The organism is Ruegeria sp. CDSC002, assembly GCF_059610905.1.
The window spans coordinates 710,276-735,851 of the sequence record NZ_JBXWOM010000001.1 but is presented as its reverse complement, the minus strand read 5'-3'; the positions used below and the strand labels follow the sequence as shown (position 1 = coordinate 735,851).

Here is a 25,576-nt window from a genome sequence, read left to right as displayed (position 1 = left end):
CGTTAGTCGTTCCAAGCGTCGTCGCAGATCATTTTCAAGATCTCAAACACGGCCGGTGTACCTGCGATCACGCGACCACCGTCCCGGATCATCCCGTCGGCGTCTTGATCCTCGATCTCGCCACCTGCTTCGGCAATCATCAACTGACCGGCTAGGCAATCCCAGGCGTTCATGTGCTCTTCAATGTACCCCAATAGACGTCCCGCCGCGACATAGGCCAGCGAAAGCGCACCGCTTGCATTGCGATGATAGAGAGCGCCACGTTCGATAAGGGCCGCAATCACCGGAACGACGTTTGATGCTTCGACCCGGTTCGAATAGCCAATTGAGACGGTTCCACTTGCAAGTTCCACGCTTGAGGCAACCTGCATGGCGTGTCCATTCAAAGTGGCACCTTCGCCTCGGACCGCCACGTAAGTTTCACCAACGTTTGGCTCGAAAATCACACCGACCTGCGTCTGACTTTCCGAAACGCCCGCTAAGACAATCGTCCAGGCAGGAATGCCATTGACGAAGTTCGTTGTCCCATCAATCGGATCAATCACCCAGTCAAAACCGCTGGAGCCAGCTTTTTCGGCGTGTTCTTCGCCATAAATTCCATCATCGGGAAAAGAGTTCATAATCTTTTGACGAATGAAGGTTTCGACGTCGCGATCCGCCTCGCTGACCCAGTCCTGCGCGCCCTTTTGATCAATGACCAAGGTGTCTCTGGCAGCAAAATACTCTAGCGCAAGCGCACCCGCCTCTTCGGCTACCGCGACGGCGAAGTTTCTTCTTACAATGATGTTTTGCATTGATCGGCTCACTTCCTGCTGAATGCATCACCACATCTAAGGGAAGGGGTGTCGGAAAACAAAACAGTGTTTGTCAGGCTATAATCCACTTTCTTCGCGTCAAATGAGTTTCTGTCGAAAGAATACCCCTATTAAAGCACTCATTCACTTCCACGCAGTGGAGCCGCACGTTGCTCGTGACCAACGTCGGCTTTCTTTAGAAACGCTGCATTGCTGTGATTGCAGTTGTAGCGACGGGCCGCTTTGGGCCGTTCACACCTTAGCGAAGTGGGGCAGTCGAATAGATGCTACGATTGCTCCAGCGTCTGCATTGAGCCTCATTTTGATCGATGCCGCACCACGCACCTATGTCTGAACTAAGGTTCCAAAAAGTATGAAGAGGCACATACCCCTCCACTTGAACCTTGGCGCTATTCCTCCGGGTCAAAGTGTACGTTCATTGGACCCTCCCATTGAATCAACAGAATTGTTGGTTCATCGGTAGGAAACGCGTCATTATGATACTCTCTCCCAGGTTGATACCAATAGTGGCCGAGGGTTTGCAGCAGCACTTCAGCTTCACTTTCGCCTTTAATGTAGTGCTTAGCTGCACCGGATACGACAAGGCCGTGATATCCATGGGTAAACGAGTGCATGGCCCCCGGGAAACTTGGGGGAATTTCATAAAGACCGCCGACGGACCTTTCTGGGGATTGCCCCACAGGACGGCAAGCTCAAATGGAGCACCGACGGGCTGGAAGAATTCTGCCTCTTCCAAGGCAATTCTGTATCAGCTTTTTGCCGTTTCGGCGTTGACAGACAAAGCCACTGTGCTGACAAAAAAGGCCAGCCACGCCAGCAATCTTAGCGATTGAATTGAACATGTTTCTTGCTTTCATCAAGATGTGTCTGCGACTGTTACGAGGCGACTTCACCCCGCCATCCGTGCGAGAACCCGATAGTAAAATTGGCCGGCAGGATCGTCGTCCGAAGATCAATGATGGATTGGTATTCGTCGCTCTTCCAGAAAGCTTCGAGGTTTTCGCGGGATGGAAACCGTATCAAGGTAAGACCCGCGCCGTCTGGCCAGTCTCCTTCAAACTTGGATATGGAGGAGTCTCGCGCGCCTATGACGAGAAGTTCGCCTTTAAACTTATCCAGAACGTTATTGGCAGCTTTTGCATATTCGCCAAAATTTTTCATATCTCCTTCTTCTGTGAAACTGAACATCAGATAGGCTTCTTTTCCTGATGGCATGTCGGGATTCCTCTTAAGTTTCTTAGATTAACTTCTGTTACCGCCCTTCACAGGGCAAAGCCGTTTAGCCGCCATGAAAAACAGACAGGGCCATCCGGCGAACGTAGCTGGGGAAGGCCGTGTCATAGTTCTTCCAATCGGAATACTCGGGCATTTCGATTTCGTCGGGGATGGTAAAGAGCAGCTCAACAGGCGCTGACGGATTGCCGCTTGCAAAAGCTTCCTGAAAGCGGGCCTCTACCTTTGCTTGCAACTCAGTCAGAAACTCGGCGTTTTCCCTAAGTGCTTCGACGCTGTTGCCGTTTGAATGGCCGTTGATCGCATAGGCCGGTTTCCAACCCACCAGAGTATTCAAAACAACGCCTGAGCCCACGAAATTGGTGTCTTCCTTGAACTCATGCGGGGAAAGTTCCTGCGGCATGTACATGTCCACGGAAAACACGACGTTGCTATCAGTGACACGTGCAACCGTGGTCGCAACACCATCTGCAACGGCGAGGTGATGGAGTTCTACGGTTTGATCGCCAAGATCCACCATAAGGGTATCGTCAAACGAAGTTGTGACCATTGGCATAGGCATTAGCGGCGACAGCTTCAGAATATCGAGGCCGTTCTCCTGCATGATGATCGCGGCTCCGTTGAACACTTCTGTTCCCCCAATGTGGTCAAAGTGCTCGTGGCTAAGGGCGACATGTGTAACAGGCTTGTCCGTGATCTTTGCAATCTCAGCGTTCAGTTCTTCTGCGCGTGGCGTGAAAGATGGGTCAGTTACGAGGACGCCGTTGTCCCCAATAACTACCAGGCTGGAGTAACCCATGGAAAAGAAGTGATAAACACCGTCCGCGACTTCTGTCATCGGGCTGGTCTGAGCATTGGCTGTTGTTCCCAGTGTGATCACTGCCGCGGTGGCACACAAAGTTGACAGTTTCATATTGGCACCTCAAAGCTAACATTGTTCGCTTTAGCTAACAACGTTAGCAAAGAAGTCAATAGGAGTCCTCAACACGCAGGAGAAGACGCCAAGCTATGGTGGGACGGCCAAAAGACATCGCACAGGAATACGAGGGGTTCACTACTCGCGACGCCATTCTCGCCGCAGCCGAGGCACTGGCGGGGGAAAAGGGGGCATCCGGTTTAAAAATAAGGGAAATTGCCCGACTTGTCGGTATTGAGCCTGCGTCTATCTACAAGCACTTCAGGGGGCTCGGAGCCTTATTGACGGCCCTCATCGGTGAGTCTCAGGCAGAAGAACAATTGTTGTTGGATCTGCCCGTAGAATTGGATGGAGAAGCCGCCATTCGGGAACTCAATAGGCGAACAACGCACTTTTTGGCGGCCAGAAAAGGAATCGTGAGTCTTTCACTGGACGACTTCGCGAAGGCTCACGATCCAACTCGCGATGCCTTTGATGAAAATGAAGCCATTATTGTTCACGGGCTGGATATCGAGGCCGAACTGATCAGCCGTCATCTCGGATTGGTTGCGCTGGGGCGCAAAAAGCTGGGGCAAATCGCAATTGCCCGCCGCTCGATGATCTTGGTTTTCCTGAGCGTTACATGGCTGAACGGAAAAGAAGTAGACGAAGACCGCGAGATCGAGATATCAGACATGGTTTCCGCGTTCATGCTCGGGTTGCAGTCACAATACTGAAGAGAAGCCCCGATTGGGTCTTGTCAAAAGAACTTGGGTTGAGGCGGGCAGGGTGCTCTCGTAGCCATCACGCATGATTAAGAAATCGCCATTCAAATACTTCAAAACCAGTTCAGAGGTCATTCGTCTTCCAGTGATGCTTTACATTCGGTTTCCGCTTTCGCTTCGAAACGTGGAAGACCTATTGCACGAACGAGGAATTGAGGTGAGCCACGAAACCGTCCGATATTGGTGGAACAGGTTTGGCCCGATGTTTGCTGCTGAGATTAGACAGAAGCGAGTCCGGTAACTGCGTGCATTCTCGAAATGGAAGTGGCATGTGGATGAGGTTTTTATGAAAGTGAATCGCAAAAGACGTTACCTCTGGAGGGCCGTAGATCATGAGGGCGAAGTGCTGGAAGCAGTCGCTACTAAACGCCGAAACAAGAAGGCGGCATTGAAATTCCTCAAGAAATTTATGCAGCGCTACCGTAAAGCGGAAGAGATCTTCACGGATCGTTTCCTACAAGGCTACGCTCAGAGAAATGAACGCTCTTGAAAAACAACAGACGGGAAGGTGGCTCAACAACCGCGTCGAACCTCCCGTTTCGACGACGCGAACGCGCCATGCAACGTTTCAGGCGCACGCGAAGTTTGCAGAAATTCGCCTCCGTCGATTCCTCTGTCTACAACTATTTCAACCAGGAGAGATCTCTAACTAGCTGAGACTGGTTCAAATTTGTCTAACAGCACCATGCCGGGGCAAGGCTGGCTGTCACTTTCTTTACAAAATTTCCTAAATTTCGTGAACAAATTTACAAAATTTTGTTTCAAAACTAGTAATTTATTGAGAAATTTTCAGTCCGATTTCCATTATTGGAATGCACAAAAGTGCGCTTTCGTCTGCTGGAAGAGGAGCCAAAGGACGAAAAATGGAAATGGGAGGAATACATGACTAAGAATAATGTCACGCGCCGCGGCGTGCTAAAGTCCGGTGCCGTTGCAGGTACCGGTCTGGCCCTGCCTACGATCTTTACGGCTTCGTCTGCCGCTGCCTTTACGAATGAGCCGACAGGGTCATCCGTCACTCTGGGCTTCAATGTTCCGCAAACCGGACCTTATGCCGACGAAGGCAATGACGAATTGCTGGCGCAACAGCTGGCGGTCGAACATCTGAACGGCGAAGGCGACGGTGGTTGCTTGAACACATTCTCGTCGAAGGCGCTTCAGGGGAACGGTATCCTCGGCAAGAAGGTCGGGTTCGTCACCGGCGACACCCAGACCAAATCGGACGCAGCCCGCGCATCGGCCAAATCGATGATCGAAAAAGACGGCGCAATCATGATCAATGGTGGTTCGTCCTCGGGCGTGGCCGTTGCGGTTCAGGGCCTGTGCCAAGAGGCGGGAGTCATTTTCATGGCTGGCCTGACACATGCAAACGACACCACGGGCAAGGACAAGAAGGCCAACGGTTTCCGTCACTTCTTCAATGCCTACATGTCGGGTGCCGCTTTGGCGCCGGTGCTGGCGGCTGAGATGGGTAAAGAACGTCGCGCCTATCACCTGACGGCCGACTACAACTGGGGCTGGACCCAGGAAGAGTCGATCGTTGCCTCGACCGAAGCCCTGGGCTGGGAGACGGTCAACACAGTTAAGACGCCACTGGCGTCGACCGACTTCTCGTCCTACATCGCACCGGTTCTGAACTCTGGCGCGGACGTGCTGGTTCTGAACCACTATGGCGGGAACATGGTGAACTCGCTGACCAACGCGATCCAGTTCGGTCTGCTCGACAAGGTTGCAAACGGCAAGGACTTCAAGATCGTCGTGCCGCTGTATTCCGAGCTGATGGCCGCTGGTGCGGGCGAGAACATCAAAGGTGTGCTCGGGTCGATGAACTGGAACTGGCAGCTGCAGGATGAGGGCACAAAGGCCTTCGTGAAGTCCTTTGGTGAGAAATACGGCAAGCCGCCGTCCAACTCCGCTCAGACCTGTTATGCACAAGTGCTGCTTTATGCGGATGCGTGTGAGCGTGCAGGCACCTTCAATCCCTGTGGTGTTGCCGAAGCTCTGGAAGACTTTGAGTTCGACGGGCTGGGCAATGGTCCCACCTGGTATCGCGGTGCCGATCACCAGTGCTTCAAGGACGTGCTGGTTGTACGTGGCAACGAGAACCCGACCAACGCGTATGACACGCTTGAAATCGTCGAGATCACGCCGCGTTCGCAGGTCGAGTACGATCCCGAGCACCCAATGTTCGCCGGTGGCGAACTGGGCAAGTGCAATCCGGGCGCGTAAGCCTTTTGGCGAATGTCTGACCGTCGTTCTCGGCGGTCAGACGACTTACGGCCAGGCCTGTGGGCCTGGTCCCAACCACTCAATCCACACTGACCAACCCTGAGGTGGGCCCAATGGACGCCATCCTACTGCAAATACTTAACGGTCTGGACAAGGGCTCGGCTTATGCGCTGATCGCGCTGGGTCTGACTCTGATCTTCGGGACGCTCGGCGTCGTGAACTTTGCCCACGGGGCTTTGTTCATGATTGGCGCGTTCTGCGCCGTTACTTTGCAAAAGCTGCTGAACCTGAGTTTCGTGACCCTGGATGAAACGCAAAAAGACTTTCTGGGTAATCCGCTGAAGGTCGAAACCCCTTATATCGAGGCCTGGTTCGGCCCCGAAGTCGGCGCAACGATTATCGACTGGTCCGTTCCGCTGGCCATCCTGTTTGCGATCCCGATCATGCTGCTGGTTGGCTATGTGATGGAACGCGGGCTGATCAAACATTTCTACAAGCGCCCGCATGCAGACCAGATCCTGGTGACCTTTGGTCTTGCGATCGTTCTGCAGGAAATCGTCAAGTATTTCTTCGGCGCCAACCCGATCCAGACCCCTCCGCCCGATGTGCTGAGCGGATCTGTCGATCTGGGTACCATGGTTGGTTTTGATCCCAATGCAATCATCTACCCGATCTGGCGATTGGTCTATTTTGGCTTTGCCGTAGGCATTATAGGGGCAGTGTTTTCGTTCCTGCAGTTCACCACCTTCGGGATGGTTGTCCGTGCTGGGATGGCTGACCGGGAAACGGTGGGCCTGCTGGGTATCAATATTGACCGCCGGTTTACCATCATGTTTGGCATTGCTGCCGGTGTCGCTGGACTGGCCGGTGTGATGTACGGGCCGCTCAACCCGCCGAACTACCACATGGGAATGGACTTTCTGGTCCTTAGCTTCGTCGTGGTTGTTGTTGGCGGAATGGGGTCATTGCCAGGCGCCGTTCTAGCAGGCTTTTTGCTGGGCATTCTGGAAAGCTTTGCCTCGACCACCTGGGCCACCACAACGATCCCAGGCATCAATCAGATCATCATCTACCTTGTCGCCATCATCGTGCTGCTGACGCGTCCGCGCGGGCTGATGGGGCGCAAGGGCGTGATGGAGGAATAATCAATGTTGGGACTGAATAAAAAAGACACCAGCCTGCTGATCGTCGTCGCACTCCTGACCTTGCTGGCGCCTTTCATCCTGAACCCGTTTCCAGAGGGCAGCGCCATGGCGCAGTTCAACGCGGGTTACCCGGATTTGATGCAGAGGTTCGTGATTTTCGGGATCTTTGCCATCGGGTTCAACATTCTGTTTGGCCTGACCGGGTACTTGTCCTTCGGTCACGCGGCCTTTCTGGGCGTAGGATCATACTCGGCAGTTTGGATGTTCAAACTGCTCAGCTACAATGTCATTCCAGCTATCGCGCTGAGTGTCGTCGTCGCGGGCCTGTTCTCACTACTTATCGGGTTCATCAGCCTGCGGCGGTCGGGGATCTATTTCTCGATCCTGACGCTGGCCTTTGCACAAATGAGCTTTGCGCTGGCCTACTCGGTACTGTCAAATCCCAAGTTTAACCTGACGAACGGGGAAACCGGCCTGCAGGTTTATGCGGACGATCCGCAGATCCTGCAGGGCGCTAACGCGCCGGATCTACCGCATCTATTCGGATTACCAATGCGCGCGACGTACACGATGGACGTCGGCGCGTGGAGCTTTGACTTCAACGCGGGTTACTACTTGTGCGCAATCATAATGATGGCCGTGTTCTACCTGTCTATCCGTATCTTCCGGTCGCCTTTTGGCATGATGCTGCGGGCGGTAAAATCGAACCAGCAGCGGATGAACTATACGGGTCTGAACTCCAAGCCATATACGCTCGCGGCCTTTGTGATTTCTGGCATGTATGCCGGTCTGGCGGGTGGTCTGATGGCCGCGATGGACCCGCTGGCAGGTGCCGAGCGCATGCAATGGACGGCCTCGGGCGAGGTGGTTCTGATGACGATCCTCGGTGGTACGGGCACGTTGATCGGGCCGGTTCTGGGCGCAGGTTTCATCAAGTATTTCGAGAACATCTTCTCGAAGATCAACGACAACGTCCTGCATAGCTGGTTCGCATTCCTGCCTGACGGGTTGGAGGACGCCGTGGTGTTCGTGATCCATCCGTTCATCGGCAAAGGCTGGCACCTGACGCTGGGCATCTTGTTCATGCTGGTTGTCATCTATCTGCCGGGTGGTCTTGTCGAAGGTGGGCAACGTTTGCTCAAGCGCTTCAAGCGTAAGAAAAAAGACACCGACGATGCGCCGTCGGGAAAAACAGAACCGGCGGAATAAGGGGCGAGAAATGGCAATTCTAAGAGTCAAAGACGTCAGCAAACGCTTCGGTGGCCTTAAGGCGCTGACAGATGTGAACCTCAATATCGAAGAAAACTCGGTTCACGCGATCATCGGCCCCAATGGCGCGGGAAAATCGACGCTGCTGAACTGTCTGGTGGGCAAGCTGATGCCGGACACCGGATCGGTGTTGTTCAACAACAACTCGGTTCTGGGACTCGAGCCGTTCCAGATCAACCAGATGGGCATCAGTCGTGTGTTTCAAACGCCAGAGATCTTTGGCGAGTTGACGGTGATGGAGAATATGCTGATCCCGATCTTCGCGATGCGGGATGGGGCATTCCGGATGCATGCATATGAGACCATCGCTAGCGAACGTGAGGTCGTCGAACAAGCCGAAGTCATGCTGGAAGAGATGAACATGGCCGACAAACGCGAAATGCACGCGGCGTCGCTGTCTCGCGGCGACAAGCGGCGACTGGAGATTGGTATGTGCCTCAGTCAAAATCCGCGGCTGTTGTTGCTGGACGAACCTACGGCTGGCATGGCGCGGGCGGACACCAACAACACCATTGATTTGCTAAAACAGATCAAGGATGAGCGCGACATAACCATCGCCATTATCGAGCATGACATGCATGTGGTCTTCAGCCTTGCGGAACGCATCACAGTTCTGGCGCAAGGGACGCCGTTGGTCGAAGATACTCCAGAAAAAATCCGTGGACATCCCAAGGTTCGTGAAGCCTATTTGGGCGAGGCGGCGTAAGGAAAAGCTATGAACGAGAAACCCGACTTTTCGAAAAACGCCAATAGGGCAAGCACCGCGCCTGCGTTCCTGTCTGTATGGGACATGCATTCGTACTACGGAGAAAGCTATATCGTGCAGGGCGTCAGCTTTAACGTGCACGAAGGCGAGATTCTGGCTCTGCTTGGACGGAACGGCGCTGGCAAAACCTCGACACTCCGGTCGATTGCGCGGGTCGGCGATCCCGAAGTAAGGCACGGTGAAATCTGGCTGGACCACCAGCCACTACACAATATGACAAGCTACGAAGCGGCGTCTGTTGGCCTTGGCCTTGTACCGGAAGACAGACGAATTATCCCAGGGCTGACCGTTGAGGAAAACCTGCAGCTTGCCCAGATTGCACCGCCGGTCGGATGGTCCCTGGAGCGGTTGTATGAACTGTTCCCGCGTTTGGGCGAACGCAGGAAACAAGAGGGGATTACGTTGTCGGGTGGCGAACAACAAATGCTGTCAATCGCCAGAGCCCTTGCCCGGGATATCAAGGTCCTGCTTCTGGATGAGCCATACGAAGGTCTGGCCCCGGTCATTGTCGACGAGATTGAGAAAACACTGGCCCACGTTAAGCAACAGGGTATGACTACGATCATCGTCGAACAGAACGCCGTCCGAGCATTGGAGTTAGCCGATCGCGCGATCATTCTGGACACCGGCACTATCGTATTTGATGGGACGGCGAACGAGGTGCTTCAAGACACCGGCCTTCGCGAGGAGTATTTGGCGATCTAGGGCAGGCTCGAAGTCTTAGGAATATTCTGGTTGCAAACGCCTTAGTTATGGTGACGCTCGAATTCTTCGGACGCTTGCGCTCCTACACTCATGATCAAGGCAACTAACTATGATCCGCCATATAGTCCTGACAAAATTCCGGTCCGACGTGACCGAAGAAACCATCGGGAAGATTTACAAGGGCCTGTCGGACCTGACCGACGCCCTTCCGGGTGCAGGTGGGTTCACTGGTGGCCGCAGCGAAAGCCCTGAACAGATTGAACGCGGTTACAAGCATGGGTTTGTGATTGATTTCGATGATTGGGCCGCATTGGCCAGCTACCAAAGCAACGAGAGGCACAAAGCGCTGGGCGCGCAGTTGGTCGAAAACACCGTGGGCGGTATCGACGGAATTCTGGTCCTGGATTTAGAGGTCTGAGATAGTGAAACTGTTTCAGCCAAATTCCGAAGGGCTGATTGAAACTGTGTGCTGAACGGTGCAGCTTGGCGCCGCGCGCCCGTGTCCCTGTAAGCGTTCGGCGGCAAGTTTTCGATCTGCGGAAACGACCCTGATCAGCTTGATCATCAATGATTTGACGAACCCCATTTTACTGAAATCGCTGAGCCGACGCAGATGGTGCCAGGGCACAGACTGGGCCCACAACGGCGCATCCTTCCCTTGCGAAAACGGCAATAGTTGTACGTCGAACACCGGATTACTTGTCTTCCACCGGTCAATTTTTTATAATGCTTCGTACATTTTTTTGAATTTTTTGATGTTCACGAGTGTAATTGGTTTGCCCGAGTTGCGACAGCGAAGAGCGTGTTCCGGCGGCCAGTTCGGGGGTATTGATGACAAAGGCCAGCGATCCAAAAGCTCGCCCTGAAGTTGCCAAAAAAGACGCTAACAAAGTGTCGGGTGTTTATGACTTTGTGCAATCTCCTGAATGGCAGGAGGTGCTTGATAACGCTCGCAAACAGCAAGAAAACGATGCCCCGGCAGGCAAAAGAAACGGTGGCGCTGCGCAACCGGCAGGGCCGGGCGGACAAAAACCGACGCAATCAACCGCTGGTTCGCAGCCGGCAAACGCGCAAAATACATCGGCGGGCCAGCCTAAAACCGCCGGTACGCCGACCCAGGCAACCAATTCACGCCAGGCCGGTGAGTCGGTTCAAAATGGCACTGCAGGGGGTTCCGGCAGCCAATCCGTCAACAATAACAGCCACGCGGCCGAAAACGTCCCACGCGATGAACGAGGCGAAGCAAGCGCTGCACTGCCCAATGGCGGGCCCGTGCCGGGCATGCATCCCGACAATATCCCAGAGGATCTGATCAACCCCGAGCCGAGCCTAAAACTGTCCGAGGATGAAGTTGCGGATCGTTTGCGCAAGAACCTTCTTGAAAGGATCGAAGACCAGAAACGTTCTCGTCGCAAGATGCGGTTGGGTATGATGGCGGCGGGGTGCGGCATCGGTGTGGTTGCGTCGTCTTCGGTTTTTCTGATCCTGTCTGGATTGAGCGCGTCCGGCCCAAACGAAAATGTGGGCCTGACGAGCCAGGAGGCCATGGCGACAAGCGCGATCACGCAACAAGACGCCGAACTGGCCCAGCTTCCGGCGACCTCTGATGTAACACGCGGCACGGAGGATCTGGCTGTAACCTCCACGACCGTATTCGATAAGTCATCTGAGTCGATTTCGTCTGACGATGACACAGGCGCGCCAGAAGACTTGGCGTCGCTGTCATTGCCCCTATTAGAGGCGTCCGGGCCGTTGGACGGCATCGAACCAGAGGTGTCACGCCTAGCCCCTAATGTCCGGTCTTTCGTGTCGACCCTTGTCCAGCCGCCGCTGCCGATAACCCCGCTAAGCTATCGACCTCGGGAAGAAGTGAACCTGGGTTTCGTCCGCTTTCAATCCACGCCCGAGATTTTCAGCACTTCTGTCGCTTTGCTTGAAACGACTGTGTCGGCGGCAGAACCCGAAGAGTTCCTTGAAGCCGCAACCGTCACGGCGACAGCAAGAATAACTGCAATGCGCTCACCCGTGATTCCGATCCAACCTGGTGCATTGGAGCATGCGGCATCGCGGGTGCCATTGGATGTCCACCAGATTGCGCCTGAGCTCGCGCGTGGGTATCAGCCGGACGTGGGCACCCAGACAGGCGAAGCAACTGTTTCGGATTTTTCCCTGCCGGAAGCCCTGGCTTTGCTTGAAATCGAAGAACCGCCGGAAGCGCGCGTTGTGGTTGAGCCCGTCGCAACGTCGAACACGGTTGCATCGGACCTTGCCGTGCAGCAGGACGGCACAGGGATTTCTGCCGAGATCGCGCAACCGCTGCCATCCGAGCCTCAGCCGGAACCTGTAGAATTGGCGGCTCTGCCTGTTTCGCCGGAACTGTCCGGCGCGCCGTCTCCGCTGATGATACCAGCCCCCTCGCAGACATCTTCCGCTTTGCAGGTACCTATCCTTGCGCAGAGACCAGACCCGCTGGAAACGCCAAACTCGCCCCAAGCACCACTTCCGTTGGATGCCGTGGTGTCATTGGCGCCCTTGCTGCAAGAAGCTTCAGCGCCATCAAAGCCTATCGAACGCACAACTTTGCCGGATGAGGCAATCACCTCATCAGAACCAGAGCCGGCACCAGCAAATTCTGTGGTGGCCTTCCGGATCTATGCGCCAACCAACGTGCCGCAGGGTGTTGTTGATTCTATGGTGACCAACCTGACGTCGACGGGGCACGAGCTGAACGGACAGGCCCGTGTGGGGTTTGGGATCACTCAGTCAAACGTTCGCTTCTATCACAAGCAGGACGAGGAAAGAGCGGCCGCACTCGCCAGGGATTCGGGCGCATTGCTGCGGGACTTCACAGGGGCCAACGTCAAAACCCCTTATGGGATCATTGAGTTATGGTTGGCAGGGGAAGGTTCGGGCGTCGCCGCGGTCAAGCGGACCACTACGCGATCCACGAGCAGTGCTCAATCCCCCAACCGCGTCAATCGCCTGAAAAGTCAGGTCTTGAGCAAACTAAAAAAAGCGACAACCCAATAACTGTGTTTTGAGCTATACTGAAAAGGACTGATTCAATTTTGTGTACTGTTAATTATTTCCGACGAGGTATCCACAATGACGGATAGACGACTTATCGGCATCGTAACTGCTCTGCTATTTTTGTCGACGACCCAAAACGCGCGTGCCGAGATTACGCTTGAGCACCTGCTGGTCATCGACCAAATGCTGTCCACCAATGACATTCAGGCACTGTATTCCTACCTCGACAAAAACCCCCAGCTATTGAGCGGCGATGATGAACTGTCGCTGGAGCTGCGGAGCTTTCACGAGGTCGCCTCGGTTGGAGATCTGGATTTCAGCTATGCCTCCAGCGCACCGGCCAGCGACGAGAACCGTTCGACTGAGAGTGCATTCGCCGCGTCGCTGCAACACTGAGCCGGATGTCGGAAATGCTTGCCCTTGAGCGATCGAACATTCCTACGATCGCTTATGTCATCGAGCCGCGGTTTTCTGGCGGGACTTCTGCGGCTGTGGCCGCCGAATTGCCTGTGGCCGCCGAATTCGGGCAGGTGGTCGTCCACGCGATCACATCCAAAACATTTGGCACCAAGCAGCAAGTCTCGCCGGTTTTACGGCGGGTGCTGGACGAATTGAATATTCCGATCATTTGGGACGCGCCGCGGATCAGCGCGGATTTCGTATTTTTGCACAACCCGTCTTTTCTGAAATTTCAGGACACGCTTGGCACAAGGATCATTGCGCGCGAGCTGTACGTGATAACGCATGAGAATTTTCTGCGTCCAGGCGGGGCAGAGGGGTTTGATGTTTCAAACTGTCTAGGCCAGATCGAAGCCTCAACAATTTCTCTCAGGAAAACACTCGCACCGATATCACCGTATAACCGAAACGGTGTCGTTGACTGGTTGGCAACGTCTCGCGTGGCGCGGCAATGGGACGTTTTGGGCTCTGACTGGTTCAACATTTGCGAGACCGAGATGAGCGCCCCGTGTGAAACGCCACAGGACCGCCGTGGGCGTCATTCACGACCCGGATTCGAGAAGTTCCCGGTTATTGCTGATTTGGACAGCTGCTTTCCAAGCCACTCTCAGTGCAATGTAATTCTTGGAGCCGATGCCTTATTGAATGCCCGTGTTCTTCGCGCGCATTGGACGTTGCTTCCCTTTGACGCCATAACTGTGCAAGAGTTCTTTGGAATGATTGACTTTTTTGTATATTTCACGGCACCGACCTGGCAGGAAAGTTTTGGTCGCGTTGTGGCCGAGGCGGTTGCCGCAGGTAAGGTTGTTCTGACCAACCCCGATACTGGTGCCACGTTCGGAAATGCCGTCTTGACTTGCCAGCCATCTCAGGTGGACACAATCATTGCCGACCTGATCGCCCAACCGCAAAAATACCATGATCAGGTGGCCAGATCGCAATCGGCGCTGCAGAACTACTCTGCAGGTAAATTCAAGGCGATGCTGTCGGGGGTTTTGTCCGCCGACAGCGAGGTGAATAAATGATCTATGTCGAAGTCGGCACACGCTCATTGCGGTCGTTTGACACGCAGTTGATCTTTGCCGAGCAGCTTGCCGCACGTGGTTTCAATGTGTGTATTGATGCCGATTATCTGCCCGAGGATGCAGGGCGTGGCAGGATTTACGAGGCAGCCAAGTTCCTTGTCGACCCGGGCGAGAACAAGGCGCAGACCGTATTCGTACTGGGTGCCGAAGAGATCGACGATTTTCTTCTTGCTTCGCTGCGGAACAAACAGCTCGACCCGAGTGTTCCGGTTGTTGCGACGGGCCGCTTTTTGACCCAGCAAAGCTATATCGCGGCCAAGGCACGGCTGGCCTATGCGCTTGGGCGCGAAGCCCACGTGATTGACCTGACAGATTTTCAACCACGCCCAGTGCTGCCATCGACCTCAAGCCCTTTGGTGGCGGATATTCGGCCCGTATCGCGGCGGTCCAAAAGGGTGGTGCCGAACGTGACCCTTGTGTTGGGTTCGATGGAGTTGGACAACCCCGAGACGCTGTCCTGCTTTTCCCGCATGAGCAGCCAGGGTGGCTATAACCTGAAACTCATCGTCAGCGGCGCGCAGAATGAGGCGATCAAGGCGTCGCCGTTTCACGATTTGCCGACCTATCTGTATACCGGACTGTCGCCGCTGACCTTGGCAAACTCGACGGATATTCTGGCGATGTTCGGTCACGGGATCGCTGGGGTTCGCATGGCCGCTTTTGCGGTCGAGCTGATTGCAGCCGGCGGCGTTGCAATCGACTGTACCGATGATGAGGTTCTGATGTCTTCGGGCGCACCTGCTTTGCTTGGGCCCAAGACTCCTTTCGCGTTGGATGGGTATCTAATCGGCAATGTGATCGGGAACGTGCCGCAAATTGTCGAACAGGCCTCGAAATCCCAGTGGTTGCATACAGTTGACATTTCGCGCCTGGAAACGGCTGCAGGTCTGACGGCGAAACAGCGTCAGACAGAACAGGACAAGCGCAAAACCCTGTTTTTCCCCACGAACGGCGTGGGGCTGGGCCATGCACAGCGGTGCAGCATCATTGCCCGTGAAATGCCGGACACCATGACAAAAATGTTCGCGGCCTTTCCCAGCTGCGTCCCGCTTGTTCGCCGTGAGGGTATCGACTGTATCCCTCTGGTTCAGCGCACCGATACAAAGACCAATTCAGATGGCAATGACGTGCTGACTTATCGGCGTCTTGGTGCCGTGCTTCAGGAAAACGACACGCTGGTTTTTGACGGCGGCTACGTGTTTGACTCCGTCTACCGGGTGATCCGTGAACGCAAGTTGTCGGCGGCTTGGATCCGGCGCGGGTTGTGGCCCGAAGGCCGGTCAAGGCAGACCATGCTGCGCCGCGAAAGCGTGTTTGACCGTGTCATCGTACCTTCCGAGGCATTTGACGAGTTGAACGACGCCTACAGCTATGGTGACCATGTGCATTATGTCGGGCCAATCGTGCGTCAGGTGGAACAATCCGCCGCGAAAAAAGAACAGCTCAGGACCCGGCTGGCGGAACGTTTCGGGCGCGACTTCAAACAGCTGGTTGTCAGCATGCTGGGCGGCGGCGTCGCATCGGACAGGTCTGCACAATTGCAGGCGATCTCGGGCATCCTTGAGGCGCGCGATGATTGCCTGCACCTTGTTGTAACATGGCCCGGAAGCACGGTTCAGCCTGCCACATTCGGTTGGAAAAACACCCGCGTGGTTCAGACACTGGAGGCGACCAAGCTTAGCCTCGCCGCAGACGTGGTCATATCTGCGGCCGGATACAACTCGGTCCTTGAGATGCTGTACCATCGCATCCCGGCGATATTTATTCCGCAGTCAGCCCCCTATCTGGACGATCAGGAACGGCGCGCCGCAGCTATGGCCGACCGAGACTTGTGCGCCGCCATCACCGAACGTGAATTCATGACGCTCGAGCGCACAGTGGCAGATTGGCTGGATCACGACGGAGCCGGATTTTACCGATCTGCATTGAATGGTTTTGAGCTGCCCAAAACGGGGGCAGTCAAGGCCGCCGAATTGCTAACCGAATTGGGGGCGCGGATATGACCAGTGATCTATGGTTCGAAATCCTCAGCAGAGCGTCGCCAAATCGACCCGAGCCGCTGGACGATCTGATCAATGAGGATCGTGACACCAAGCCGCTTGGCAAGGTTATCTTTCCAAATATGCGGCTGGCCCCCTCGCTCATGCTGTGGGACCGGGAGCCCGGCGGCCCGGTGCATATCGGCGTGCGGGTGCATGAACCACCAGAAACGCCATATCGTATCGCAAGGCTGTTGGCCGCCGCCGCGATGGAGCGGGAGGTTTTTCCCGTCATTCTCAGCCGAGTGGACTATTGCGGGCTTGAACGGTTCGGGTTTCGGGTCGAACGCGTTCCCGAAGAGGCTGCTGCAGCCCAGGCCGCCGAGGAAGAAATCAGAAAATACTGGGATCTGGCGATTATCATTGACGGTCATGAAATCGGTCTTTTGGGCTAGCAAGGCGCTGATTTAGGGTAAGGAGCGTCTTGTGAAAATCATAACCGGCGGACAAACAGGCGTTGATATGGCGGCTTTCCAGTTCGCTTTGGAAAACGACATTCCCTATGGCGGCTGGGTTCCGAAAGGCCGCTTGAATGAGGCGGGCCGCATTCCGGATCGCTTCTTTGGTTTGAATGAAACACAGTCCGCGGATGTCGCCGAACGCACTAAGCTGAACGTTTTGGCCTGTGACGCTTTGCTGGTGTTTGTGGATGGATCGACCAGTCCGGGAACGCAGTTGACGATCGATTTTGCGCAAGAGATCGGAAAGCCTTATCTGGTCGTTGATCTAGGGCAGGGGCTTGAGGTGTGTGCGCGCCAAGTAAAGCAATGGGTCATGGCGAGGTCTAATACGGTATTGAACATCGCTGGCCCCAGAGAAAGTGAAGCCCCCCAGATCGGAGCCAAAGTGACAGCGATCTTACGTCAATCGATTTTGCCCCAAAGCCCCGAGGCATAGCCAAACTTTGGTTCCGGCTATACGACGTTTCGCCAGTAGGCGCGGCACCCGACGGTTGCTAGGGTTGGGACAACCAGATTGCGAAGGCCAAGTTTCATGTTTGCAAAACCCGCCGGACAGATTGATTTTGACAAGGTCCTGATCGTCGATGACCATCCACTGTTTTGTGATGCTTTGTCGATGACGCTGCAAAGTGTCACTCGTATCGGTGAAATCCACACCGCAGATCGATTGGAAAACGCGATTGCTCTGATTGCCGGTGGGTTGCGACCAGATGCGGTCATACTGGACCTCAACCTGCCGGATGTGGACGGGCTTGAAGGTTTGGTGCGTGTCAAAGCGGCCACCGATGCACCGGTCATCGTGGTGTCGTCGATTTCAGAGAACCGTGTGATCAGTCAGGTGATCCGTGCGGGTGCCTCAGGTTATGTCCCCAAGCACAGCCAGCGAGACGTGTTTCGTACAGCTTTCGAGACAGTTCATTCCGGAGACGTCTTCGTGCCAGACGGTTTTGCACTGATTGACGACGATGCGGATACCGAACACAGCGACGCCGCCAATCGGCTTGCCACTTTGACCAATCAGCAATCGCGCATTCTGCAGCTTATCTGTGAAGGCAAACTGAACAAGCAGATTGCGTTTGATCTGTCCATTGCCGAAACCACGGTCAAGGCGCATGTAACTGCAATCATGCGTAAACTCGGCGTGCAAAGTCGTACGCAGGCCGTTCTGCTTGCCAAGAAGGCTTCTCTTGCCAGCGTCTTGCAAGAATAAGCCCTCGCGCCATATCATATGAAAACGTTGCGCTTCAGGGAGGAGGGCAGGATGAACCAAGCAGTCGGGTGGGCGACAGCTGCTGCCCGTGCGCCAGGTATCGTCAAAACGGGCTTTGTACATCGCGACACGGATCAGGCGATTGAAAAACTCGCCGGATCGTTGGGCGATGATCTTTTGTCCTTGGTTATTCTGTTCGTGAGCTCCGGCGCGGATGCGGCGGCGGTTATTTCCGCGGCAGTCGATGCCTTTGCACCAACGCCTGTAATCGGATGCACCACAGCGGGCGAGCTTGCAGATTGCGGCTATGGCGAAGATCAGATTGTCGCCATCGGATTACCGTCTTCGCATTTCGAGGTTCGCACTCTGTTGGTGCCCGAACTTGGGAATTTCTCGGCGCAGGACATCATTGACCAGATGATCCGCAACCGTAACGAAATGGCGGCGTCCGCACCGGATTGGAAACACGAGTTTTCCTTTTTGATGATCGACGGTCTGTCGACGAAAGAGGATGCGCTGACGTCGGAACTCGCTGTTGGACTGGGGCCGGTGCCCTTGTTCGGTGGGTCCGCAGGGGACGGAACCCATTTTGGGGCGACCTATGTGTTGATGGACGGTGAGGCCATGCAGAACGCGGCGATCCTGACGCAGGTTCGCACGCGCTGCCCGATAAAAGTGTTCAAGACGGATCACCTGGTACCAACGGCGCGGCGTATGGTTGTCACCAAGGCCGATCCGGCAAACCGTATCGTGCAGGAAATCAACGCCGAGCCAGCCGCGCGCGAATATGCCCGTCTACTTGGAAAAGACCCTGAACAGCTGACGACCTTTACCTTTGCGGCCCACCCGCTGGTTGTGCAGATTGGCGGCCAGCATCATGTGCGGGCCATTCAGCGCGTCGCGGGCAATGGTGACCTTGTGTTCTTTTCCGCGATTGATGAGGGGCTGGTGCTGACGCTGGCCGAACCTCGCGACATGGTTTCGCATCTCGAGGAAGAAATCGCTGCGCTGACACAGACCACCCGTCCGGACACGATCCTGGGCTGCGATTGCATCCTGCGCCGGCTGGAGGCACAGGAAAAGCAAAAGACGGGCGAGATTTCGCGACTGCTTGCTGAGAACCATGTCGTGGGGTTTTCGACCTATGGCGAGCAATTCAATTCGATCCATGTGAACCAGACGCTGACCGGCGTCGCGATTTACCCCCCGGAAGACGGGTAGGCGATGATTGAATCTCTGACCGACCCCAATGATCCGCTTGATCGGCAAAATGAAAAGCTGCTGAAAATCGTCGCGGCCCTGATGCGGCGGGTTGAAGAATCCACTGACGCCTCGGGCGCGGCTTACGCACAGTTTCAGCGGGCTGCCATGCTTGAACAGGAAGTGCGAGCGCGGACGGATGACCTTGAGCGGGCGTTGGACTTGCTCAACGACTCGAACGCGCGCCTCGCGCAGGCCAATCAGGAAACCGAAGCCGCCCGCGCAAACCTCGCCAATGCGATCGAGGCGGTGCAGGAAGGGTTTGCGCTGTTCAACCGGGATGAAGAAATGGTTCTGTGCAATAGCCGCTTTGGCCTGCATATGCCTGACATCCAAACCAAGCTGACACCGGGGCTGCGGTTCACCGATTATGTCGGGTTAGTCAGCCAGTCCAGGTTCCTGTCCCTACCTGGAGTAGTTTCCCCAAAAGACTGGGTGCAACGACGCATGGCGCGCCATGCTGAAGATCACGTCGTCTTCAACATCCGCCTTAGTGGCAACCGCTGGATGCAGGTGTCCGAACACCGGACGCCGGATGGCGGTACCGTTATTTTGCAGACGGATGTAACCGACATCATGCGGGTCGAACGGCAGGAAAGGGATCGTATTCTAGATGACAAGGCCCGGCTGATCCGCGCGACACTTGAACATATCGATCAGGGTGTTTGTATTTTTGACAGTAAGCTGCGCCTGGTCGGGTGGAACAACCGCGCCAGCGAACTTCTGGCCATTCCCAACGCGCAATTTCAGATGGGAGCACCGTTCCAGACGTTGTTTCACCGGTTGAGCGCGACCATCAGTTTTGAGGGCGGCGTGAGCGACGCTGACCTGCTGGCCTGGGTCAATCGCTCGACCGAGCGCCCGCCGTTGCAATTCCAGATGCACAGCGGTCGTGCCAAGATATTGTCAGTCTTCGCGCAGGAAATGCCGGATCGGGGTTTCGTGATTTCCTTCACCGATGTGACGGCTGAAAGAAAATCCGCACAAGCCTTGGTCGAGGCCAAGGAACTGTTGGAACAGCGCGTTGCATCGCGAACAATGGAACTTGCGGACGCGCTGAACGAGGCAGAACGCGCGAACGCATCAAAATCGCGCTTTGTCGCGGCGGCCAGCCATGATCTGCTGCAACCTCTGTCGGCTGCAAAACTCTACGTCTCGACATTGGGCAGTGGATTGAACAAGGCCGATGCGCGCGCAGTCGCGGTGAAAGCAGAGAGCGCCCTAAACAGTGTCGAACACATTCTTGAGGCGCTGCTGGATATTTCGAAACTGGATTCCGGGCGGGCATCGGTTCACTTATCCTCAGTCCCGGTCGGTGAGCTTTTTTCCCAGATGGAGGACGCCTTTAGGCCTATGGCGCAAGCCAAGGGGCTTGGGTTGCGATTTGTCGGCACTGATACAGTTGTCAGAAGTGATGCCAGTTACCTGCGGCGCATTCTGCAAAACCTGCTGTCAAATGCGATCCGTTACACGGAAACGGGCAGGGTTCTGTTCGGTGTAAGACGAATGGGGAAGACCGTTTCGATCCAGGTTTGGGATACAGGGATTGGGATCGCGCCAGACCAGAGAGACGTTGTTTTTCAAGAGTTTAAACGTATTCATTCAGACGCCAGTGCGGCAGAAGGGATGGGTTTGGGCCTTGCCATTGTGGAACGTGCCTGTGGTTTGCTGAAACATCCGATACATTTGCAGTCCGAACTGGGGCGCGGAACCGTTTTTTCAATCACGGTTCCATCAGCAGGCCAGGCACGCGATGCGCTGAATAGTGGTGAGCCGTCGATACAGCCGCGCTCGGACGTGCTGCACAGGACGGTTGCCTTGCTGATTGAAAACGATGACAACCTGCGCGGCGCGCTGTGCATGACGATGGAAAACTGGGGCGTTCAGGTATTGGAAGCGGCCAGCAAAGATGAGGCCGCGAACCTGCTACACGAGATCGGGATTTTACCGGATGTCATTGTCGCCGATTTTCAACTGGACGGCGGCAAGACCGGGACCGAGGCCATTGCCGAACTGACACGCGAATTCGGGCAACTGCCCGGTTGCATCATTTCCGCTGATCGTTCGACCGAATTGGCGGCCTCTTGCAAGACGGCAGGCTACCTTTTGCTGCACAAGCCGATTGATGCACAAAAGCTAAAATCAGCGTTAGAGGCTTCGGTCAGTTGACAGGTCAGGGCGTTGGTCGCTTGCCGACGGTGCGCATCATCTGACGGACGTAGAATTTTGGCGCCAGACGGTTCACCAAATTGGCGATCCGTGCGATCCGCCCGACTGGGATGTAGTCTTTACGTCGCCGGTAACCTTGCAAGATTACCTGCGCCGCCGCTTCCGGCTCCATGTAGTCTATCCCATCTGAGGCTGAGCCGGGGCGAACGAACCCAGCGTCAGAAGTTTCGGGTCGCCCGATATTGGTCGCTACAAAGGATGGCGCGGCGATGGAAACGCGAACCCCGTGGGCGGATTCCTCCGCGCGAAGGGACTTAAAGAACCCCTCCATCGCGTGTTTGCTGGCTGCATAGGCGGTTCGATGAATGAGGGGTGCAAAACCTGCAACGGAAGAGATCGCAAGGTGCGTACCCTTGGCCTTCCTGACCGCGTCCAGAAAATCCTGAGCGCAAGAAACTGCAGCGAAATAGTTGATTTCGAACAAGTTTCGGTGCGAGCGCATATCGCTGTCCGAAAACGCGGAAATCTGCGAGACACCTGCATTGTAGATCACCAGATCTATGGAGTCCCTTGCCGCAATGATCCGGGCGCAAGTGTCTTTGCACTGGTCCGCGTCGGTCAGATCACAGGCATAGGTGCTGACGTCATCCAGATTGGCCAGCGCGTCAAGTTCTTGCCCCGGTAAATCAATCAATGCGGTATGCCAACCGTCGGCCCTTAGCGCGGCGGACAATGCACGGCCCAGCCCTCCGGCTCCTCCTGTAATGACAGCGGTTGGTTTCATTGGGTAGCCTCCCACCAGCGATCGAACGCCTCGGCACTCGTGAATTTGGGGTGATAGCCGAATTCGCCTTTCAGCGCGGCATTGTTCAATACAGGGCGATACAGAAGAAAACGCACTTGCTCTGGGCCATAACGCGACAGGCGCAGCGGGCGGGCAATGGTCAGAGCGGCCCTGACCACCGCCGGAGATAGCCGACGCAACGGTTTGCTCATCTGTGATGCGATCTGTGAGATGGTCAGCGCGCCGTCGCCGGCAACGTTGAAAACGCCGGCAGGCCCGTCAGTCGCCGCACGAACCAGGATATCGGCCAGATCGTCATCCCAGATGAAAACAAACGGGCTGTCTGATCCTTTCAGCCCCAGCAGACGGGGTTTGTGAAACAGGGCTGTTATCTGATTTTCAACCTTTGGCCCCAGCACAGTGCCCACGCGCAGAACAACCTGTTCGAGGCCGGGCGTGGTTTGTCTGGCTTCGGCCAGCATTTCTTCGACCAGCCGCTTGTGCCAGGAATAGGCAAACTCCTGATTGCCTCGTATCGCATCCGTTTCGCGCAAGGGAACTGGGTTATCGGCATGATACCCATAAGCGGCCCCCGAAGAGGTAACCACCAGACGCTTGACCCCGGCGGCAATCGCCGCACTCAGCACATTTCGAGTACCTTCGACATCAACCTGATATTCATGGTCTCTGGTCGAGCTCGGACCGGGGGTCACGATGGACGCCAGATGAACAATGGTGTCCGGTTCTTCAGCCAGAATGACGTTGAGAGGCGCGTTGCCGGTGACGTCCATTCGTACGAACCGTGCATTTTTCGGCAAGTTGGCGGGTTCTTGAATATCGGTTGCGGTGATCGTGATGTCGGCACGACCGCCCAACCGATGCAGCAGGGCAGTGCCCACCGCACCAGCGGCTCCGGTGATCAGGATGTGGCGCATTCGGGCACCTCTCGTCTTGCGAAGAAGGCGGCCAGAGCCAACCCCGAGATTGCGTGCCAGATGCCCCAAAGTGCGGCGGCCACCGCCATGCCGCCAAGCCCTCCGAAAAAGGCGAAAATCAGGATAAGGCCAAGGCCCGAGTTCTGTATCCCAGTTTCGATTGTGACAGACCGGCGGTCGCGTTCCGAAAGGTTGGCGGCCGTCGCGGTCAGATACCCGCCCATAAAAGCCAGCGCGTTATGCAGGATGACGATTCCGATGATCGCGGTCGCAAAATGCTGGAAAATTGCCCAGTTCGCGGCGAGCGCAACCATGATGAATGTGATGAAGATCGCCATCGAGAGCCACTGCATCGGGCGGCGGATTTTATCGGCGACGGCTGTGAAGCGCGCATTGACCAGCATGCCAAGGATCAGCGGTAGGATCAGCATGAAGCCGACCGTAATGGCCACTGCGACCGGGTCGATTTCTGTCCTTTGCAGGATTTCTCGTGTTGGGGCGTAAAGATTCCCCCACAGCGCAACATTAGCGGGCGTGATGATGATCGCGCCGACGGTCGCAAAGGCGGTCATCGACACCGAAAGCGCCACGTTTCCGCCAGCACGGTGCGTCATGAAATTCGAGATGTTCCCACCTGGGCAGGCCGCTACAAGGATCAGCCCCATCGCGACCGACGGTAGTGGGTTGACCACCAGCAGCATCAGAAAGGTGAGTGCGGGTAGAACCAAAAACTGGGATGCCAGCCCAACAAGCAACGGTTTCGGTCCGCGCAGGATCCGGCGAAAGTCATCCATCCTAAGATCCAGCGCGATTGAGAACATCACGACGGCAAGGATGACGTTCAGCAGCTTTAGGTTGCCTGCATCGAAGTTCAGCGCGACGTCGTCTATCCCGTTCATGACTGGGCCGCTTTCAGCGCCGCGATCTGTCGGGTCACTTCACCGCGGTAGGTCGCTTTGTCGACATAATAGGCCATCCGGGGCAGGTCTATATAGTTCATGCCGCCGGTCGCACGTTCGAATTTTTGGGATTTGGTCGAGTGAATGACCTTTGCGGCAGAGTTTCCGGATCTCAGTCCCGCGATATAGCGCGCCACCATCTCGGCCTGTTCGTGCCGTCCTTGCCACCCAAGGCCTGACGCCTCGATCATTCCCAGAATGAACAGATCATCGCGGGTTGGGTGCATGCAGTTCAGGTACAGGTGCGGGGCGTCGCCCTGCCAATTCAAGTGTGACTTATCGATGAACGGGTAGTGCAGTCTATATCCGGTCGCGGCCAGAACCATGTCGTATTCAGCACTGGTGCCATCACGGAAATGGACCGTCTTGCCGTCAAATCTTTCAATGTCAGGGCGCACCTTCAAATCGCCATGCCCGGCGTGGAACAGGATCAGCGAGTTGACGACGGGGTGGGACTCGTACAGGGCATAATCCGGTTTGGGAAAGCCATACTTCTGCGGATCACCCACGAACCATTTCAGAATTGCCCCGTCTACTTTACGTTTCAGCCACATGGGCAGTTTGATCTTCCCGCCCATTGTGTCGGCCGGAACACCGAAGACGTATTTGGGTACAAAATAGTACCCCCGGCGCATCGAGATATCGCAGGACTGCCCGTGGTGAATGGCGTCAACCGCGATATCGCAGCCCGAGTTTCCGGCCCCGATGACCAGAACCCGCTTGCCTGTGAATTGCGTAGGATAACGGTAGTCCGAAGCGTGGATCAGCTCGCCTGAAAACTCTCCCTCAAACTTGGGTAGGTTGGGTTCGGACAATGTGCCGTTGGCGATCAGGATACCCGCAAAGATCTGGCAGTGCTCAGTGCCTGCCTTGTCACGCCATTTCACCTCCCATCCGCTTGCGTCCAGCGGTGTGGTACTCAGGACCTCGGCACCAAAGTGATAGTGCTGGTACAGGTCAAATGCGTTTGCGAAGTCGTGGAAATACGTCTTGAGCTCGCGATGTGATGGATACTCCGCCGTTTCTTCCTGCATAGGGAAGTCGGTGAATTCGGTCATCTTCTTTGACGATATGAGGTGGGCGGTCTCGTACATCGTAGACCGAGGAGCATCGATGTTCCACAGACCACCCACATCATCAGCCAGTTCAAATCCCTGAAATGGCACTCCCTGCTCGACAAGTGTCTTGGCCATTGCCAGACCCATGGGTCCAGCTCCGATCAGAGCAAAACACTCTTCCGGGCGGGCCTTCACCGTGACCGGCTGGCCCGCGCCGACTTGCACCTGTTCCATTCGTTTCTCCTCCTGCGACACTATTTATCTTGAACGATCGTTCGAAATAAG

23 protein-coding genes and 1 pseudogene are annotated in these 25,576 nt (G+C 55.5%); 17 read left to right on the top strand and 7 right to left on the bottom strand.

The annotated features are described in order from the left end of the window. Positions 1 to 2 precede the first annotated feature (2 nt). From AC2FJE_RS03705 to AC2FJE_RS03695, 3 genes are all read right to left on the bottom strand, one after another. Complete coding sequence (locus tag AC2FJE_RS03705; protein WP_282168641.1) at positions 3 to 794, bottom strand: inositol monophosphatase family protein; 792 nt, start codon at positions 792 to 794, stop codon at positions 3 to 5. Between the two features lie 897 nt (positions 795 to 1,691). Then, positions 1,692 to 2,030: a DUF1330 domain-containing protein gene (locus AC2FJE_RS03700; RefSeq protein ID WP_496753501.1), complete on the bottom strand. Its 339-nt coding sequence runs from the start codon at positions 2,028 to 2,030 to the stop codon at positions 1,692 to 1,694. A 64-nt stretch (positions 2,031 to 2,094) separates the two neighbouring features. Next, positions 2,095 to 2,961, bottom strand: coding sequence for an MBL fold metallo-hydrolase (locus tag AC2FJE_RS03695; RefSeq protein WP_496753503.1), 867 nt, complete (start codon positions 2,959 to 2,961; stop codon positions 2,095 to 2,097). A 95-nt stretch (positions 2,962 to 3,056) separates the two neighbouring features. Between AC2FJE_RS03695 and AC2FJE_RS03690 the strand changes: the two genes are divergently transcribed. From AC2FJE_RS03690 to AC2FJE_RS03610, 17 genes and pseudogenes are all read left to right on the top strand, one after another. Continuing rightward, positions 3,057 to 3,680: a TetR/AcrR family transcriptional regulator gene (locus AC2FJE_RS03690; protein WP_496753505.1), complete on the top strand. Its 624-nt coding sequence runs from the start codon at positions 3,057 to 3,059 to the stop codon at positions 3,678 to 3,680. A 73-nt stretch (positions 3,681 to 3,753) separates the two neighbouring features. After that, positions 3,754 to 4,382: pseudogene (locus AC2FJE_RS03685) on the top strand (IS6 family transposase); the annotation flags it as partial. A gap of 228 nt (positions 4,383 to 4,610) precedes the next feature. Next, entirely contained in the window at positions 4,611 to 5,957 is a 1,347-nt protein-coding gene (locus AC2FJE_RS03680) for a substrate-binding protein (protein ID WP_282168637.1), read from the top strand. 113 nt (positions 5,958 to 6,070) lie between these two features. Next, positions 6,071 to 7,102 (top strand): branched-chain amino acid ABC transporter permease, encoded by a 1,032-nt coding sequence (locus AC2FJE_RS03675; RefSeq protein WP_109311932.1) that lies wholly within the window; start codon positions 6,071 to 6,073, stop codon positions 7,100 to 7,102. A gap of 3 nt (positions 7,103 to 7,105) precedes the next feature. After that, positions 7,106 to 8,311 (top strand): branched-chain amino acid ABC transporter permease, encoded by a 1,206-nt coding sequence (locus AC2FJE_RS03670; RefSeq protein WP_058274759.1) that lies wholly within the window; start codon positions 7,106 to 7,108, stop codon positions 8,309 to 8,311. Positions 8,312 to 8,321: 10 nt separating this feature from the next. Beyond that, the gene (locus AC2FJE_RS03665) at positions 8,322 to 9,077 is read left to right on the top strand and encodes an ABC transporter ATP-binding protein (RefSeq protein WP_282118831.1); all 756 of its coding nucleotides are present in this window, start codon (positions 8,322 to 8,324) and stop codon (positions 9,075 to 9,077) included. A 9-nt stretch (positions 9,078 to 9,086) separates the two neighbouring features. Beyond that, positions 9,087 to 9,842 carry an ABC transporter ATP-binding protein gene (locus AC2FJE_RS03660; RefSeq protein ID WP_058274761.1) on the top strand — a complete coding sequence of 252 codons (756 nt, stop codon included), beginning with the start codon at positions 9,087 to 9,089 and terminating at the stop codon, positions 9,840 to 9,842. A gap of 109 nt (positions 9,843 to 9,951) precedes the next feature. Beyond that, positions 9,952 to 10,260 (top strand): Dabb family protein, encoded by a 309-nt coding sequence (locus AC2FJE_RS03655; protein WP_472723428.1) that lies wholly within the window; start codon positions 9,952 to 9,954, stop codon positions 10,258 to 10,260. 413 nt (positions 10,261 to 10,673) lie between these two features. Further along, positions 10,674 to 12,872 carry a hypothetical protein gene (locus AC2FJE_RS03650; protein ID WP_496753508.1) on the top strand — a complete coding sequence of 733 codons (2,199 nt, stop codon included), beginning with the start codon at positions 10,674 to 10,676 and terminating at the stop codon, positions 12,870 to 12,872. Between the two features lie 75 nt (positions 12,873 to 12,947). Next, positions 12,948 to 13,268 carry a hypothetical protein gene (locus tag AC2FJE_RS03645; protein WP_109311935.1) on the top strand — a complete coding sequence of 107 codons (321 nt, stop codon included), beginning with the start codon at positions 12,948 to 12,950 and terminating at the stop codon, positions 13,266 to 13,268. Between the two features lie 14 nt (positions 13,269 to 13,282). Beyond that, complete coding sequence (locus tag AC2FJE_RS03640; RefSeq protein ID WP_282168634.1) at positions 13,283 to 14,356, top strand: glycosyltransferase family protein; 1,074 nt, start codon at positions 13,283 to 13,285, stop codon at positions 14,354 to 14,356. Next, positions 14,353 to 16,419, top strand: coding sequence for a glycosyltransferase (locus AC2FJE_RS03635; RefSeq protein ID WP_496760638.1), 2,067 nt, complete (start codon positions 14,353 to 14,355; stop codon positions 16,417 to 16,419). The genes AC2FJE_RS03640 and AC2FJE_RS03635 overlap by 4 nt, the downstream gene beginning before the upstream one ends. Further along, on the top strand, positions 16,416 to 16,850 hold the full coding sequence (locus tag AC2FJE_RS03630) for a hypothetical protein (RefSeq protein WP_058277356.1): 435 nt from the start codon (positions 16,416 to 16,418) through the stop codon (positions 16,848 to 16,850). The genes AC2FJE_RS03635 and AC2FJE_RS03630 overlap by 4 nt, the downstream gene beginning before the upstream one ends. A 31-nt stretch (positions 16,851 to 16,881) precedes the next feature. Continuing rightward, entirely contained in the window at positions 16,882 to 17,352 is a 471-nt protein-coding gene (locus AC2FJE_RS03625) for a putative molybdenum carrier protein (RefSeq protein ID WP_496760637.1), read from the top strand. Between the two features lie 96 nt (positions 17,353 to 17,448). Continuing rightward, a complete protein-coding gene (locus tag AC2FJE_RS03620; RefSeq protein WP_496760636.1) occupies positions 17,449 to 18,126 on the top strand; it encodes a response regulator in 678 nt (225 codons plus the stop codon). 51 nt (positions 18,127 to 18,177) lie between these two features. After that, positions 18,178 to 19,347: an FIST N-terminal domain-containing protein gene (locus AC2FJE_RS03615; protein ID WP_496760635.1), complete on the top strand. Its 1,170-nt coding sequence runs from the start codon at positions 18,178 to 18,180 to the stop codon at positions 19,345 to 19,347. 3 nt (positions 19,348 to 19,350) lie between these two features. Further along, complete coding sequence (locus AC2FJE_RS03610) at positions 19,351 to 21,555, top strand: hybrid sensor histidine kinase/response regulator (RefSeq protein ID WP_496760634.1); 2,205 nt, start codon at positions 19,351 to 19,353, stop codon at positions 21,553 to 21,555. A gap of 4 nt (positions 21,556 to 21,559) precedes the next feature. Here the strand turns inward: AC2FJE_RS03610 and AC2FJE_RS03605 are convergent, their stop codons facing one another. From AC2FJE_RS03605 to AC2FJE_RS03590, 4 genes are read right to left on the bottom strand one after another with little or no spacing between them, the layout of a single operon-like run. After that, positions 21,560 to 22,339 carry an SDR family NAD(P)-dependent oxidoreductase gene (locus tag AC2FJE_RS03605; RefSeq protein ID WP_496753520.1) on the bottom strand — a complete coding sequence of 260 codons (780 nt, stop codon included), beginning with the start codon at positions 22,337 to 22,339 and terminating at the stop codon, positions 21,560 to 21,562. Then, on the bottom strand, positions 22,336 to 23,274 hold the full coding sequence (locus AC2FJE_RS03600) for an SDR family oxidoreductase (protein ID WP_496753522.1): 939 nt from the start codon (positions 23,272 to 23,274) through the stop codon (positions 22,336 to 22,338). Before AC2FJE_RS03600 ends, AC2FJE_RS03605 begins: the two co-directional genes overlap by 4 nt. After that, complete coding sequence (locus tag AC2FJE_RS03595) at positions 23,259 to 24,173, bottom strand: bile acid:sodium symporter family protein (RefSeq protein ID WP_282168627.1); 915 nt, start codon at positions 24,171 to 24,173, stop codon at positions 23,259 to 23,261. Before AC2FJE_RS03595 ends, AC2FJE_RS03600 begins: the two co-directional genes overlap by 16 nt. Next, positions 24,170 to 25,525, bottom strand: a complete 1,356-nt coding sequence (locus AC2FJE_RS03590) for a flavin-containing monooxygenase (protein ID WP_496753524.1) — start codon at positions 25,523 to 25,525, stop codon at positions 24,170 to 24,172. Before AC2FJE_RS03590 ends, AC2FJE_RS03595 begins: the two co-directional genes overlap by 4 nt. Positions 25,526 to 25,576 lie beyond the last annotated feature (51 nt).